This is a genomic window from Sinosporangium album (assembly GCF_900100605.1).
Lineage (GTDB): Bacteria > Actinomycetota > Actinomycetes > Streptosporangiales > Streptosporangiaceae > Sinosporangium > Sinosporangium album.
In genome coordinates this window covers 271,665-286,449 of sequence record NZ_FNCN01000001.1, presented here as the reverse complement: position 1 = coordinate 286,449, position 14,785 = coordinate 271,665, and the positions used below count along the sequence as shown (strand labels likewise).

The 14,785-nt window shown below is 71.2% G+C and carries 15 protein-coding genes; 6 read left to right on the top strand and 9 right to left on the bottom strand.

The window, feature by feature from the left end:
* Positions 1-2: 2 nt before the first annotated feature.
* Entirely contained in the window at positions 3-986 is a 984-nt protein-coding gene (locus tag BLQ73_RS01220; RefSeq protein ID WP_093167306.1) for an ATP-binding cassette domain-containing protein, read from the bottom strand.
* Positions 979-1,605 (bottom strand): PadR family transcriptional regulator, encoded by a 627-nt coding sequence (locus tag BLQ73_RS01215; RefSeq protein ID WP_218125568.1) that lies wholly within the window; start codon positions 1,603-1,605, stop codon positions 979-981. Before BLQ73_RS01215 ends, BLQ73_RS01220 begins: the two co-directional genes overlap by 8 nt.
* A 193-nt stretch (positions 1,606-1,798) precedes the next feature.
* Between BLQ73_RS01215 and pgeF the strand changes: the two genes are divergently transcribed.
* Both pgeF and BLQ73_RS01205 read left to right on the top strand, forming a co-directional pair.
* Complete coding sequence (gene pgeF / locus BLQ73_RS01210; RefSeq protein WP_093167541.1) at positions 1,799-2,533, top strand: peptidoglycan editing factor PgeF; 735 nt, start codon at positions 1,799-1,801, stop codon at positions 2,531-2,533.
* Positions 2,534-2,631: 98 nt separating this feature from the next.
* Positions 2,632-3,279 carry a Uma2 family endonuclease gene (locus tag BLQ73_RS01205; protein ID WP_143020069.1) on the top strand — a complete coding sequence of 216 codons (648 nt, stop codon included), beginning with the start codon at positions 2,632-2,634 and terminating at the stop codon, positions 3,277-3,279.
* 79 nt (positions 3,280-3,358) lie between these two features.
* On the opposite strand, the gene BLQ73_RS01200 is transcribed toward BLQ73_RS01205, so the two are convergent.
* The 4 genes from BLQ73_RS01200 to BLQ73_RS01185 are packed head-to-tail and all read right to left on the bottom strand — an operon-like array spanning position 3,359 to position 9,116.
* Entirely contained in the window at positions 3,359-4,516 is a 1,158-nt protein-coding gene (locus BLQ73_RS01200; protein ID WP_093167301.1) for an acyl-CoA dehydrogenase family protein, read from the bottom strand.
* Positions 4,509-5,450, bottom strand: a complete 942-nt coding sequence (locus BLQ73_RS01195; RefSeq protein ID WP_093167539.1) for a hydroxymethylglutaryl-CoA lyase — start codon at positions 5,448-5,450, stop codon at positions 4,509-4,511. The genes BLQ73_RS01200 and BLQ73_RS01195 overlap by 8 nt, the downstream gene beginning before the upstream one ends.
* A gap of 43 nt (positions 5,451-5,493) precedes the next feature.
* Positions 5,494-7,539, bottom strand: a complete 2,046-nt coding sequence (locus tag BLQ73_RS01190; protein WP_093167299.1) for an acetyl/propionyl/methylcrotonyl-CoA carboxylase subunit alpha — start codon at positions 7,537-7,539, stop codon at positions 5,494-5,496.
* 2 nt (positions 7,540-7,541) lie between these two features.
* Positions 7,542-9,116 (bottom strand): carboxyl transferase domain-containing protein, encoded by a 1,575-nt coding sequence (locus tag BLQ73_RS01185; RefSeq protein ID WP_093167297.1) that lies wholly within the window; start codon positions 9,114-9,116, stop codon positions 7,542-7,544.
* Positions 9,117-9,324: 208 nt separating this feature from the next.
* On the opposite strand from BLQ73_RS01185, the gene BLQ73_RS01180 reads away from it, so the two are divergent.
* Positions 9,325-9,981, top strand: coding sequence for an SACE_7040 family transcriptional regulator (locus tag BLQ73_RS01180; protein WP_093167295.1), 657 nt, complete (start codon positions 9,325-9,327; stop codon positions 9,979-9,981).
* A gap of 57 nt (positions 9,982-10,038) precedes the next feature.
* Here BLQ73_RS01180 and BLQ73_RS01175 read toward each other — a convergent pair whose 3' ends face one another.
* Both BLQ73_RS01175 and BLQ73_RS01170 read right to left on the bottom strand, forming a co-directional pair.
* Complete coding sequence (locus tag BLQ73_RS01175) at positions 10,039-10,275, bottom strand: DUF397 domain-containing protein (RefSeq protein ID WP_093167293.1); 237 nt, start codon at positions 10,273-10,275, stop codon at positions 10,039-10,041.
* A 28-nt stretch (positions 10,276-10,303) separates the two neighbouring features.
* Positions 10,304-11,128: a helix-turn-helix domain-containing protein gene (locus BLQ73_RS01170; RefSeq protein WP_275936253.1), complete on the bottom strand. Its 825-nt coding sequence runs from the start codon at positions 11,126-11,128 to the stop codon at positions 10,304-10,306.
* Between the two features lie 261 nt (positions 11,129-11,389).
* Between BLQ73_RS01170 and BLQ73_RS01165 the strand changes: the two genes are divergently transcribed.
* The 3 genes from BLQ73_RS01165 (at position 11,390) to BLQ73_RS01155 (ending at position 12,898) form a co-directional block, all read left to right on the top strand.
* The gene (locus tag BLQ73_RS01165; RefSeq protein ID WP_176955207.1) at positions 11,390-11,917 is read left to right on the top strand and encodes an ATP-binding protein; all 528 of its coding nucleotides are present in this window, start codon (positions 11,390-11,392) and stop codon (positions 11,915-11,917) included.
* A gap of 95 nt (positions 11,918-12,012) precedes the next feature.
* Positions 12,013-12,201: a hypothetical protein gene (locus BLQ73_RS01160; protein WP_093167287.1), complete on the top strand. Its 189-nt coding sequence runs from the start codon at positions 12,013-12,015 to the stop codon at positions 12,199-12,201.
* A 241-nt stretch (positions 12,202-12,442) separates the two neighbouring features.
* Positions 12,443-12,898 carry a GNAT family N-acetyltransferase gene (locus BLQ73_RS01155; RefSeq protein ID WP_245690659.1) on the top strand — a complete coding sequence of 152 codons (456 nt, stop codon included), beginning with the start codon at positions 12,443-12,445 and terminating at the stop codon, positions 12,896-12,898.
* Positions 12,899-13,019: 121 nt separating this feature from the next.
* On the opposite strand, the gene BLQ73_RS01150 is transcribed toward BLQ73_RS01155, so the two are convergent.
* Entirely contained in the window at positions 13,020-14,750 is a 1,731-nt protein-coding gene (locus tag BLQ73_RS01150) for a hypothetical protein (RefSeq protein ID WP_093167285.1), read from the bottom strand.
* Positions 14,751-14,785: the final 35 nt, after the last annotated feature.

Here is a 14,785-nt window from a genome sequence, read left to right as displayed (position 1 = left end):
GCTCATCTCCTTCCCGTGGTGCGGGCCCACGTCTTCGTGGCGGACTTCTCGAACTCGGCATCGCGGATCGTGACGCCTGTGTACGACATGAAGACGTCGTCCAGCGAGGGCCGCGACACGCTCACCGACCTGATCGGGAGCCCCAGCTCGGCGAACAGGCGGGGGACGAACTCCTCGCCCGCCGGCACGGAGAACATCACCTCGCCCTCGTGGACCGCCGCCGTGAGGCCGAAGCGCTTCTCCAAGGCGTCGATCGCCGCCTCGGAGTCCTCCGTCGAGATCCTCACCCTGTCCTTGCCCACACTGGCCTTGAGCGCCTCGGGGGAGTCCACGACGACGATCTCGCCATGGTCGATGATCGCGATGCGGTCGCAGTACTCGGCCTCGTCCATGTAGTGCGTCGTCATGAAGATGGTGATGTCCTCGGCCCGGCGGAGCTTGTGGATGTAGCCCCAGATCGCGGCGCGCGTCTGCGGGTCGAGACCGACGGTGGGCTCGTCGAGGAACAGCACCCTCGGCGAGTGCAGCAGGCCGCGTGCGATCTCCAGCCTGCGCTTCATGCCGCCGGAGAAGGTGAGCACCTTGCTGTCCTTGCGGTCCCAGAGGGCCACCATCTCCATGACCTGCTGGATGCGGGGGCCGACCTGGGGTCTGGGCACGCCGTACAGCTCGGCGTGGAACCTCAGGTTCTGCTCCGCCGAGAGGTAGAGGTCCAGGGTCGAGTCCTGGAACACCAGCCCGATGTTGCGCCTGACCTCGTCGCGCTCACGCACCACGTCGCGGCCCGCCACCAGCGCGGTGCCGCCGGTCGGCGCGACCAGGGTGCACAGCATGCCGATCGTGGTGGTCTTGCCCGCCCCGTTGGGGCCGAGGAAACCGAACACCTCGCCGGGGGCCACGGTGAAGTTGACGTCTTTGACCGCCTCGACCTGGCCGTATGTCTTCTTCAAGCCCGTCACGGAGATCGCGGGGGCCGGTTCACTCATCGTCGCCCTCCGCGAGGATAGTGAAAATGGACCTGCGTGTGGAGATCAGCAGCTTCTTGGCCGCCTCCACCTGCGACGTGTCGGCGACCCGGGTCAGGTGGAGGAACGCCTCGCCGACCTGCGCCCAGAGCAGGCGCAGCTCCTGCATGTCGTCGGGCAGCGACCGCACCACGTCGGCCCACGGAGCGCCGAGCTCCTGCGCCCGCTCGCTCACATAGTGCAAGCCCTCCTCGCTGAGCAGATAGCTCTTGCGTCCGCCCTGCTCCGTGCTGGTGACCAGCCCTTCGTCCTCCAGTTGTTGCAGCGCGGGGTACACCGAACCGGGGCTGGGCCGCCACACGCCGTGACTGCGCTCCTCGATCTCCTGGATGAGCTGGTATCCGCTGCGCGCGTCGCCCTTCTCCGGAGACAGGAGCAGCAGCAGCGCCGCCCGAACATCGCCTCTGCGCACACGCGGAGAGAACCCCCGCCCCGGCGGATGGCCCGGCATACCCGGCATGCCCGGTACGACCGGCACGCCCGGTGGGCCGGGCAAGCCCGGCGGGCCGGGCGTGCCGTGGGGACCGGGGAACGGCCCTCTGCCCATCCACGGTGGGTGGTGACCTGAGATGTCCATCATGTCCTCACCTTCCCAACTATCTAGATATTTTGACGATATATCTAGATGTTCGGCGTGGCAATGCCCTGCCGGGCAGGCGTCGCGGTATACCTGAGGGCACACACGACACCGGACCGGTCCCAAGCGCCCGGCCGGACGGAAGGAGGCCCTCGTGGACAGCGTCCCCACGGTCCCCACGGTTCCCGCGGCCCCCATGCGCGCGGTGACGCTCGGAGGCCGCGTGCGGGCCGCCGTCACCGTGCGCTCCGGCGGCGTCAGCGCCCCGCCGTACGGCACGCGCAATCTCGGCGGCGCCGTCGGAGACGACCCCGCGGCCGTCCGCGCCAACCGCGAGGCCACCGCCCGCGAGCTCGGGCTGTCGCCCGACCGCGTCGTCTTCATGCGGCAGGTCCACGGCAAGGACGTGCGTTACGTCACCGAGCCCTTCCCCGACGGCGACACGCCCGCCCTCGACGCCGTCTTCACCGACCGGCCCGGCCTCGCCCTCGCCGCCCTCGTGGCCGACTGCGTGCCGGTCCTGCTCGCCGACCCCGGCGCGGGCCTCGTCGGCGCCGCCCACTCCGGCCGCCCCGGCACGCTCCTCGGCGTCGTGCCCGCCCTCGTCGCCGCCATGGCCGCCCGCGGCGCCGAGCCGTCCCGCATGGCCGCCCTCATCGGGCCCTCCGCCTGCGGCGCCTGCTACGAGGTGCCCGCCGGGATGCGCGACGAGGTGGCGGCAGCCGTACCCGAAACCCACTCCCGGACCCGCCACGGGACCCCCGCCCTCGACGTCCGCGCCGGCGTCGCCGCCCAACTCCGCCGCGCCGGCCTCACCGACATCCGCCACGACGCCCGCTGCACCATGGAATCCCCCGAGCTCTACTCCTACCGCCGCGACCGCACCACAGGCCGCTTCGCCGCCTACATCTGGCTGGACACTTCGCTTTGAGTGTTCACCTGACGACTGTCGGTGGCCGCTGTTAATGTCGCGCCTGGCCGTGATCCGGCACGGGTGACAGACTGGGCGATGTGGAGGGAGACGAGAAGATGAGTGCGCTTCCCGCGGAGTCCTGGCCGGAGCGGTCCGGTGCGGAGGAGGAGACCGAGCAAGAGATCCGGCGAAGGATCCTGCGCGATGTCTCGCGTCCGTGCACCGTCGACGACTGGTTGGCACTCCCGGATATAGGACGGCGGGTCGAACTCATCGATGGGAGCTACGTGGTGAGCCCGGCGCCGGCCGCGGGCCCTGCGTTGTGCGCTCAGAGGCTTTCCCACATCCTCCTCGCGGCGGCGCCGGACGATGTCGAGGTGATCGAGGCCGCGAACCTTCGGGTGAGGGATGAAGGGTTCATCCCCGACATCGTCGTCGGGTGGGCCGAGCCGATCATCGCGGGTGTCCTGGCCCTGGACGCGTCGGATGTGCTGATGGTCGTGGAGATCGTCAGCCCCGGCAATCGCAAACGTGACTACGTGCTCAAACCCGCATCGTACGCGGCTGCGGGGGTCCCCTTCTTCATGCGGGTTGAGCTTGAGGTGCCGGGCGGGCCGCTGGTGGAGGTGTTCGCGGCCAAGGACGGGGAGCCGGTTCCGGTGGCGGCGGCGCGGGCGGGGGAGACCCTGTCCTTGATCGAACCCTACGAGGTCTCATTCGATCCGGCGGACCTGGCGGGGCCCAGGCGGAGGGGCCGGGGCTGACCGGCGGCGTGCCAAGGGGGCGGGCCCGGGGGTGGGCTCGCTGGGCTCGCCCCCTTTGCGCCGGCCGGGAGGGGAGGGGTCAGAGCGAGCTCAGGCCGAGTTCGCGGGCGATGAGCATGCGCTGGACCTCGCTGGTGCCCTCGCCGATCTCCAGGATCTTGGCGTCGCGGTAGAACCGTCCGACGGGGTATTCGTTCATGAAGCCGTAGCCGCCGAAGATCTGGGTGGCCTCGCGGGCGTTGTCCATGGCGGCGTTGGAGGCGACCAGTTTGGCGATGGCCGCCTCGCGCTTGAAGGGCTCGCCGGCGAGCATCTTCTCGGCGGCGTGGTAGTAGGCCAGGCGGGCGGTGTGGGTGCGGATCTCCATGTCGGCGATCTTGAACTGGATGGCCTGGTAGTGGCCGATGGGGTGGCCGAACGCCTCGCGTTCGCGCACATAGCGCAGGGACTCGTCGACGCAGCCCTGGGCGAGGCCGACGGACAGGGCGGCGATGGCGACCCGGCCCTCGTCGAGGGTCTGGAGGAACTGCGCGTATCCCCGCCCTCGGGTGCCGAGCAGGTTCTCCTCGGGCACGCGGCAGTCGTCGAAGGACAGCTCGCGGGTGTCGGAGGCGGACCAGCCGACCTTGGAATACTTCTTGGAGACGGTGAAGCCGGGCGTGCCCGCCGGCACCAGAATGGTGGAGATCTCCGGTTTGCCGTCTTCGCGGGTGCCGGTGATGGCGGCCACGCCGACGAAACCCGTGATGTCGGTGCCGGCGTTGGTGATGAACGCCTTGGTGCCATTGATCACCCACTGGCCGTCCTCCAGCCGGGCGGTGGTCCGCATGCCGCCGGCCGCGTCCGAGCCGCCGCCGGGCTCGGTGAGGCCGAACGCGCCGAGCAGCTCGCCTGCGGCCAGCTTCGGAAGCCAGCGTTCGCGCTGCTCCGCCGTACCGAAGCGGAAGAGCGGCATCGCGCCGAGGGAGACGGCGGCCTCGACGGTGATGGCCACCGAGGAGTCCACCCGGGCCAGCTCCTCCAGGACCAGGCAGAGCGCGAAGTAGTCGCCGCCCATGCCGCCCTGCTCCTCGGGGATCGGCAGGCCGAACAGACCCATCGCCCCCATCCGGCGGACGATGCCGTACGGGAACTCGCACCGCTCGTAGTAGTCGCCGATGACGGGCGCCACGACGTCGCGGGCGAACTCCTCGACCGTTTTGCGCAGCGCCTCGTAGTCGTCGTTGAGCCTATGCATCCTGCTTCTCCTTGGCGAGGGCCTGCACGACCCGTGATGTTGAGGGGCGGCCGAGCTTCTCGGCCAGCCAGACGCTGGTCTCGACCAGCGTTTCGAGGGACACCCCGGTGTGCACGCCGAGGCCGTGCAGCATCCAGACGAGGTCCTCGGTGGCGAGGTTGCCGGTCGCCGACTTGGCGTAGGGGCAGCCGCCGATGCCGCCCGCGGAGCTGTCCACGGTGGTGACGCCCTCGCGCAGCGCGGCCAGGGTGTTGGCGAGTGCCTGCCCGTAGGTGTCGTGGAAGTGGACGGCGAGCTGGTCGGTGCCGATGCAGCCGCCGCCGAAGGCGCGCAGGAGCGCGGTGACGTGGCCCGGGGTGGCGACGCCGATGGTGTCGCCGAGCGACAGCTCGTAGCAGCCGAGGTCGAGCAGGCGCGATCCCACCTCGACGACCCGCTCGATCGGGACCGGCCCCTCCCACGGGTCTCCGAAGCACATCGACAGGTAGGCCCGTACCCGCAGCCCTTCGGCCCGTGCCCGCGTCACCACGGGCGTGAACATCTCGATCGACTCCTCCACGCTGCGGTTGAGGTTGCGCCGCGCGAAGGTCTCCGTCGCACTACCGAAGATCGCGATCTCGTCGACCCCGTGTTCGAGGGCCCGGTCGAGGCCGCGCTCGTTCGGCACCAGCACGGGGTAGCGCACGCCGGGCGCGCGTTCGAGGGACGTCAGCAGTTCACCGGCGTCGGCGAGCTGCGGCACCCACCGGGGGTGGACGAAACTGGTCGCCTCGATCACGTTCAGTCCAGCGCGGGCCAGACGGGTGATGAACTCCGCCTTCACCTCGACCGGCACCACCGTGGATTCGTTCTGCAGCCCGTCGCGCGGCCCGACCTCGTAGATCGTGACCCGCTCGGGCAGCTCCTCCGACTTCACCCTGTACGGCTCGCGCATCACTCTTCCCTTCTCCCGCACGCCGCGGTGTACGGCGCCGCCCTCATGACGCGGCCCCCGCCAGCCCCGCCGCCGGTCCCGCGTCCGCGGCACGCACGGCGTCCTCCTCGCCCGGGGCCTGTCCCTGGGGCGCCTCCTGCGGTTCCACGACCGCGAGGACGGCGTCCATCTCGACGGCCTGCCCCGCTCTGACGGCGAGTTCGGCCACGGTGCCCGCGACGGGCGCGGCCACCGTGTGCTCCATCTTCATGGCCTCGACGATCATCAGCGGCTGCCCCTCGGCGACCTGTTCGCCCACTGCGGCCTTGACCACGAGCACGGTGCCCGGCATCGGGCTGCGGACCACGCCGCCGCCGGCGCCCGCCCCCGAGGAGAGGTCCTCCGGGTCGCCGGGCCGGTGGGGGGTGAACGCCCAGGCGGCGCCCTCACTCCCCAGCCACAGTGTCTCTCCGTCGCGGGCGCGGGTGTAGCGCCGGGTGGCCCCGTCGAGGGTCACCACCAGGTCGCCGCCGTCGGCGCGTACGCGGCCGTGGCGGATCGGCCCGCCCGCGAGCCGGACCCGGGCGCCTGAGGCGGGCAGGCCGCTCACCTCGACGTCGGTGACGCCGCCCGAGGTCTCGACCCGCCAGGTCGAGAAGGCGGCCTCGCCGACGCGCCACCCGTCGGGCACCTCCCACGGGTCGCGCGGGCGCTCGGGCACGAGGTCCTGGTGGAATGCGAGCGCCGCGGCGAGTACGGCCTCGCCGGGCACGGCCGCCTCCGGGACGATCTCGGGCGACACCCGTTCGACGAGCCCGGTGTCGAGGTCGCCGCCGACCACCGCGGGGTGTGCCAGCAGGCGGCGCAGGAACGCGATGTTGGTGGTGACGCCGAGGATCGACGTGCCGGCCAGCGCGGCGGACAGGCGGCGCAGCGCGCTCGCCCGGTCCGGTCCCCAGACGATCACCTTGGACAGCATCGGGTCGTAGTCGCTGCCGACCACGCCGCCTTCGGTGAGGCCCGAGTCGACCCTCGCCCCTGCGGGGTCGCGCAGGGCCAGCACCCGCCCCCCGGTCGGCAGGAACCCGCGCGCCGGGTCCTCGGCGTAGACGCGGGCCTCGACCGCGTGGCCGGTCAGGCGCACCTCGGCCTGGCCGAACGGCAGCGGCTCGCCCGCGGCCACCCGCAGCTGGAGCTCCACCAGGTCGAGTCCGGTGACCAGCTCGGTGACGGGGTGCTCCACCTGGAGCCGGGTGTTCATCTCCATGAAGTAGTAGTCGGAGGTCGAGCCCTGCACGATGAACTCCACGGTGCCCGCCCCGACATACCCCACCGCCCGGGCCGCCTCCACGGCGGCGGCGCCCATGGCGGTCCGGGTCGCCTCGTCGAGCAGCGGCGAGGGCGCCTCCTCGACGATCTTCTGATGGCGCCGCTGCAGACTGCATTCACGCTCGCCGAGGTGCACGACGGTGCCGTGCGCGTCGGCCAGGACCTGGATCTCGATGTGCCGGGGGTTCTCGACGAAGCGCTCGATCAGCAGCGTGTCGTCGCCGAACGCGGCGGTCGCCGTACGCCGGGCCGACTCCAGCGCGGCCGGCAGCTCCTCCGCCGAGCGCACCAGCACCATGCCCTTGCCGCCGCCGCCGGCCGACGGCTTGACGAGGGCGGGGAAACCGACGCGGGCGGCGGCCTCGATCAGGTCGTCGCCGGGTTCGGCGCCGCCCGGCACGACCGGCACCCCGGCCGCCGCGACGGTCTCCTTGCCGCGGATCTTGTCGCCCATCGCCTCGATGGCGCCCGCCGGCGGGCCGATGAAGACCACGCCCTCTTCCGCGCAGCGCCGGGCGAAGGCCGCGTTCTCCGCCAGGAAGCCGTATCCCGGGTGTACGGCACCGGCCCCGGTGTCCTTGGCGGCCCGCAGGATGCGCTCGGCGTCGAGGTATCCCAGCGGCCCGTCGAGCAGCACCGCCGCGTCGGCCTCGCGCACGTGCCGTGCGTCCGCGTCGGCCGGACTGTGCACGGCCACGGAGCGGACGCCGAGCTTGCGCAGCGTACGGATGATCCTCACGGCGATCTCGCCGCGGTTGGCGATCAGAACGGTGTCGAACATCGTCACATCCGGAAGACGCCGTAGCCGATGGGGTCGAGTGGCGCGTTGGCCGCCGCCGACAGGGCGAGGCCCAGCACCGTCCGCGTGTCGAGGGGGTCGATGACCCCGTCGTCCCACAGCCTGGCCGTCGAATAGTAGGGATTGCCCTGCGTCTCGTACTGCGCGCGGATCGCGGCCTTGAACTCGTCCTCGTCGCCCGCGCCGGCGGGCCGTACGGTGGCCAGCACGTTGGCCGCCTGCTCGCCGCCCATGACCGAGATGCGGGCGTTCGGCCACATCCACAGCATGCGCGGCGAGTAGGCCCGCCCCGCCATCGCGTAGTTGCCCGCGCCGAACGAGCCGCCGATGACGACGGTGAACTTCGGCACCCGCGCGCACGACACCGCGGTCACCATCTTGGCGCCGTGCTTGGCGATGCCGCCCGCCTCGTATGCCTTGCCGACCATGAAGCCGCTGATGTTCTGCAGGAACACCAGCGGGATGCTCCTGCGGTCGCACAGCTCGATGAAGTGCGCGCCCTTCAGTGCCGATTCCGCGAACAGGATGCCGTTGTTGGCCACGATGCCCACCGGGTGCCCGTGGATGTGGGCGAACCCGGTGACCAGCGTGTGGCCGTATTCCGCCTTGAACGGCAGGAACCTGCTGCCGTCCACGATCCGGGAGATCACCTCGTGCACGTCGTACGGCGTGCGCGTGTCGGCCGGGACGATGCCGTAGAGGTCGCGCGGATCGTACAGCGGCTCGGCCGGCTCGGCCGTCTCCCAGGGGCGCGGCGGGCGCGGCGCGAGGGTCGCCACGATGTTCCTGACGATCGACAGCGCGTGCGCGTCGTCGTCGGCCAGGTGGTCGGTCACCCCGCTGACGCGGGCGTGCAGGTCGCCTCCGCCGAGCTCCTCGGCCGTGACGGTCTCACCGGTCGCCGCCTTCACCAGCGGCGGGCCGCCGAGGAAGATCGTGCCCTGGTTGCGCACGATCACCGCCTCGTCGCTCATCGCCGGGACGTAGGCGCCGCCCGCCGTACAGGACCCGAGCACCGCGGCGATCTGGGCGATGCCCCGGGCCGACATGGTGGCCTGGTTGTAGAAGATGCGCCCGAAGTGCTCCCGGTCGGGGAACACCTCGTCCTGGCGCGGCAGGAACGCGCCGCCGGAGTCCACCAAATAGACGCAGGGCAGGTTGTTGTGGAGGGCCACCTCCTGCGCGCGGAGATGCTTCTTCACGGTCATCGGGTAGTAGGTGCCGCCCTTGACCGTCGCGTCATTGGCGACGACGACGCACTCCCGGCCGCTGACCCGGCCCACGCCGGTGATGATCCCGGCCGCCGGGGCGTCGTCGCCGTACATCCCGGTGGCGGCGAGGGGCGACAGCTCCAGGAACCTGGATCCGGGGTCGAGCAGCGCGTTCACCCGGTCGCGCGGCAGCAGTTTGCCGCGTGCCACGTGGCGCGTCCGGGCCCGCTCGGGCCCGCCGAGGGCCGCCGCCGCGAGCCGCTCGCGCAGCTCGGCCGCCAGCCTCTCGTTGGTCTCGGCGTTGTGCTTGAAGCCTTCGCCGCCGGGGTCGACGGAGGTCTTGAGCACGGGAACCGCACTCACGGCGTCACCCGCCCGCCGCGCTCACCGGGGCGTGTGGGCACCCGCCAGGGATCTGGCCACCCGACCATGTTGTGGGCTCCCTCGTCCGTTCGTACGGCGGCGCCTGCTTGGGGGGAGCGCCGCGCCGGCCGATCAGGTTAATGATGGCTAACTATGCTCGTGATGTTAGTCATCATTAACTGATTCGTCTACTATGCGTGACGTGACCTCTTCCCGGACCCCTACCCGTAATCGCGGGTCGCGGCGCGCGGAGATCCTCGACGCGGCGGCCACCCTGTTCGCCGCGCGCGGCTTCCACGGCGTGTCGATCGAAGACATCGGCGGCGCCGTGGGCGTTTCGGGGCCGGCGCTGTATCGCCACTTCAGCGGCAAGGACGCGCTGCTGGCGGAGATGCTGCTCAACGTCAGCCAGCGCCTGCGCGCCTCGGCGGCCGAGGTGGTGACGGGGGCGGGCTCGGCGGAGCAGATGCTGGACACGCTGATCGCGGGGCAGATCGCCTTCGCGCTGTCGGAGCCGGCGCTGATCACCGTGCACGACCGGGAGCTCGGCAACGTGCCCGAGCCCGAGCGCCGGGCCATCCGCCGGCTTCAGAGGCTCTACGCCGAGGAGTGGGTCACGGTGCTCGCCGAGCTCTATCCCCGCTGCCCGGCCGCGGACCTGCGGGCTGCCGCTCACGCGGTCTTCGGGCTGCTCAACTCGACCCCGCACAGCGCGGGGGACCTGCCCAGGGAGACGATGGCCCCGCTGCTCCACCGCATGGCCCGGGCGGCGCTGTCCGCCATCGTCGGGGAGCGCGGCGTCGGTGAGCGTGGCGACACCGAGCGGGGCGTCGGCGAGCGGGGGCGTTAATAAACGCTAACGTCCGCCGAGCGGCCGGGGAGCCCCGGCCGCTCGGCGGACGGGGCCTCAGGCCGGGATGTCGAACTCCCCGTCCTTGACCCCGCCCAGGAACGCCTCCCATTCGGCGGGGGTGAACTGGAGTTGCGGGCCGTCCGGGTCCTTGGAGTCGCGGACCATGAAGACCACATCGCCGGCCTTGGGGCCGGTGCCGCCCTTCACGACGGCTACTTCCACGCAGTTTTGACCGTTGGCGCTTCGTGTGCTCTTTCGCCACGTGACGCGGGAGACTTCAAGCGCGGACATCCCACGCCCCCTTTCCTGGTGGTCGATCTTATTGAGCCTTGGTCAGTGCGATCAGGCGGCGAGACTCATCCGGGTCCATCGCCTTTGCCCGGAGATGGTCAAATATCATCGAATATTGATATATGTCCGTCTCGCGCTCTATATAGAGGCTGCCGGTCAAGTTTTCCACGAACACAACGTCCGGGTCAGCGGGCTCGGGAAATTCAAGAATTTCAAACGCTCCATTTGTCGCCGGATGGGCTCCGGCAGAGAAAGGGAGCACCTGAACGGTGACGTTCGGCCGGTCCGCCATTTCCAGAAGATGATCGAGTTGCGGCTTCATGACCTCGCACCCGCCGATCTCGCGGCGGATGGCCGCCTCGTCCAGAATCGCCCACAGGCGCAGGGGGTCGTCCTGGGAGAGCAGGGCCTGCCGGGCCATGCGCACCTCGACGCGCCGCTCCACCTCGCCCTGCGGAGAGATCACCAGCCCGGACCGGATGATGGCCCTGGCGTAGTGCTCGGTCTGGAGCAGGCCGGGCACGACCTGGGGCGCGAAACTGCGCATGGAGGCCGCCTCCGCCTCCAGCCCGATGTAGGCGGCGTATTCCGTGGGAATGTCACCGAAGGCATGCCACCAGCCCTTTTTCTGGGCGTCGCGCGCGAGATCGAGCAGCTCCTCGCGCTTGGTCTCCCCGACGGCGTAGAGGTCGAGCATCAACCCCACGTCTTTGGGGACGACGCCGACGCGCGAGGTCTCGATGCGCGACACCTTCGTCGCGGACCAGCCGAGCCGCTCGGCCACCTGCTCGATGGTGAGCTGAGCCCGATCGCGCAGCCGCCGCAGCTCTGAGGCGAGCCGCCGCCTTCGCACCGTAGGACTTCCCGCTCGGGCCACCCATCGCCTCCTGTGGACTGTGAATCGCTCTCGCAATCGGTTCGCGCCCAGAGTAGCGGTTTCCTCACCCTAGGCAATCCGGGGCCCGGAGTAGTGGGAAGCAAATCTCCGCGCAATTTGCTGATCCCCTTGCGTCGCGAATGAGCTCAATGCATGCTCTCAGTGTACGGTTCGTTACTCTGGGGTGGGGAGCGGATGACCGCAAAGATACCGAACATGTCGTCAACGGTGCTTGACATGGCTGGTCCGACGACCCGCGACCGCGCATCGAGCCTGCTTACGGCGGACTCGCCGGGCGCTCCGCAGCTCACCAGGGCATGCGACCGGGGGCCTCACCCCGGAACCGCGCCGCGGCGCACCCCGCGCGCGCTCTTGCGGATGGATCTCGCCGGAGAGGTCGCCTCCGTCCCCCTCGCCCGCCGCCGCGTCGGCACCTTCCTGGCCCCCCGCGTGCACCGCCGCGTCTGGGAGGACACGCTGCTCCTGGTCAGCGAGGTGCTCACCAACGCGGTGCTCCACAGCGACTCCGGGCTCATGCCGTACGGCACCATCACGCTTGTCGTGGTCCACCGCCACGGCGTGATCCACGTCAACGTCACCGACGACGGGACGGACGCGCGGGAGCCGCGCGTGGGGGAGGTCGGCGCCGACAGCGACAACGGACGCGGCATGCTCCTCGTCGACCGGATAGCGGACCGGTGGGGAACGCACCCATGCGGGCACGGGCGCGTGGTGTGGTTTGAGATTGCGGAAGGTGAACCGTGATGAGGGGTCTTCATCGTGGAAACCTCCACGTTTCCCGACCTTCCCCCCAGTGCGAGGAATTAAGTTGGCGCGTTCCAACTCGTGCGGGGGAAAGGGTGCGCGTCCGCGAATGGACGTGCGAGTGCAAGTCCATTGTTTACGAGCTCTGCTTCAGCGGGGGAGTCGGCTTTCTCCGCCGGACCAAGCGCCGGGGCGAGCACACCGCCGTCACCGAGACCGACCGGTGGCAGACCAGCAGGGCCAGGGCGGTCTGGACGGCGCTGCTGGCGGGACGGGTGCGCTAGAGGTAGCCGGTGCCGGATCGGGTGTCGTCGGCACCCGGCGGACCGCGCGCGGTGACAGCGGTGACAAGGGCCCCGCGTACGGCCTGCCGGCAGAGGCGGCCGGGCCCTGGGCGCGACCGCCTGTGACACCTGGTTTGGCAGGGGCCGCTCTGGCGTTCGCGGGAGTCGGCGCGCAATACTCAGCCAAACCCGTGTCGATCACCGGAGGCCATATGACCTTGCACGAGCAAGGCCCCGACACATGATGTCTGAGAGCTTCGAGAGCTTCGAGATACGCAAGGCGGAGGAGACCGACGCCGACGAGATCTTCGGTCTGGCGAGAGACTTCGGGCTGACCTTCCGGCCCGAGCGGGCGGCGTTCGACACGGCCCTGCCCAGGATCCTCGCCGACGAGGACGCGTTGGTGATCGCGGCGACCGTGGACGGCAGGGTCCGCGGCTACCTGATGGGCTACGTCCATCTCACGCTGTTCGCCAACGGGTGCGTGGCGTGGGTGGAGGAGGCCATGATCCAGAGCGAGTACCGCCGCCAGGGGTTCGGCCGGGCGCTGCTGGAGGAATTCGAGAGCTGGGCCAGATCCAGAGGGGCGGGCTACGTCGCGCTCGCCACACGCCGTGCGCCGGGCTTCTACAAGGCCCTGGGATACGAGGAGTCCGCGAGGTACTACCGGAAGGTTCTGCGCCCCGCGCACCGCTGAGCGTGCCGCACGCGGCCTCGGAACACCGCAAGAACGCAACAGCGAAGGCGGCCCCAGTGGATCACCGGGGCCGCCTTCGCTGTTGCTTGCGGCGTTCCGCAGCGCGTCACGCGCGCGGGCGTCAGCTTGTGAGCTGCGCGTCCAGGCGGTAGCCGTCCACGGTCACGTAGACCTGGTCGCCGGGGCGGGCGTTCAAACGCATCAGCACCGGCTGCAGCGAGTCGAACACCGGCTGGCGGTCGCGCCAGACCAGGACGACGGCGTTGTCGCCGGGGCCGGTGACCGACAGCAGCGTGCCGGGCCGCATGCCGAGCTGGGCGGCGTAGTTCTCGGGCACGGCCACCGGCTCGCCCCGCAGGTGCTCGCTGGTGACCTCGATGCGCTGCCACCGCCGAGGGTCGGACGCAGGGCTGGAGGTCAGCGGCGGAGGCACCGACGGCGCGCCCGGCCGCTGGCCGCGCATCATGTGCGAGCGGCCGTTCGCCCCCGACAGGGCCGACAGCGTCGCCAGGGCCGCCGTGGGGTCGATGCCCGCCGGGGTCGGCACGGACGGACCGCTGCGGTGGTGGCCGTTCGCACCGGGAGTACGGCGGGGCAGCGGCTGGGGCGGTTGCCCCGGCGCGGAGCCGGGGCCCGCCGGGCCCTGTTCGGCGGGCTGCGAGTCGAGCCACGCGCCCGCCGAGTGCGCCCGGATGCCGAGCTCCCGCCCGAGCAGCTCCGCCAGGTCGTCGCGGGAGGCCGGGCCGTTCGCGATCAGCGCGCGGGTGCGCTCCCGGAGACTGCCGAGGTCGCCCACGACGAGCCAGCCGTCCTGGAAGCGCCGGTCGTGCATCAGCGCCACGAGCACCCGCCACAGCGGCGTGCGCAGGACGGGCACCTCGATCGGGTGCGCGGGGTCGGCCGCGATGAGCTGTTCCTCCGTCGCGGCCGACCCGAGCCACTCGTTCAGGGCGAACAGGTGGCCGGTGACGGGGGCCGACTCGGAGGAGCGCAGCCACTGGAGCACCCGCTCCTCGGCGGTGCGCTGGGCGATCGAGAGCAGCTCGCGCTCGACCCCGAGCCGGTGGGCGAGCGCCCGCAGACTGACGGGGTCGGCGGCGAAGAGCCGTTCGATCGCGACGGCCTGCTCCAGGGCCTGGAAGGACCGGAACAGCCCGTCCACCAGGCCGACCAGCGGGTATTCCGCGGCCGGCACGGTCTGCTGCGGCACGGGCGCAGGGGCTGGGGCGGTCGGCGCGGCGGGGGGTCCCGCCTGCGCCGAGGGGTGCACGACCTCGACCTCGTGGGTGGGCCTGGCCGTCTCGCGGCGCGGCAGCGGCAGAACCGGGGAGGCCTTCTCGGCCGGGGGCGACGCGGCCTCGGCGGCCTCCGCCCCCTTCCCGGTCTGCGCCTGCTCCGCGGAGCCGGCCTGTTCGCCTTCGCCCGGTGCGGGCTGTTGCGCCGGGATCTGGCTCAGCACCTCGTGGAACACGGCGGCGACGACGGCCTCGGGCTCACCCGAGGACAGGTCGCCGGGCGTGAGCCTGCGCAGACGGCTCCAGCCGCCGAGCCCGGTCACGATGGTCCGGGCGGGCTCGGGCCAGGCGGGCAGGGCGGGGTCGACCGTGTGCACTTGCAGCGCGGGGAGCAGATCGCTCAGCGGGAGGTGCTCCCAGCGCGAGACGCACAATCGAGCCAGCCGCTCGGAGATCCAGTCGATCCCGGCGGCGCCGAGGGCGCGCGAGATCCCCACGGATGCCCACCATCCGGCGGGCAGGCGCGGGTCGGCCAGCACTTCGGCGACCTGCTGGGGCCGGCTCCAGCGCAAGGCAGGAACCAGGTCGCTCAAGCAGATCGATGACTCGGCGTCCATCGGTGGACCGCAACCTCCCCAGAGTGACGCATGTG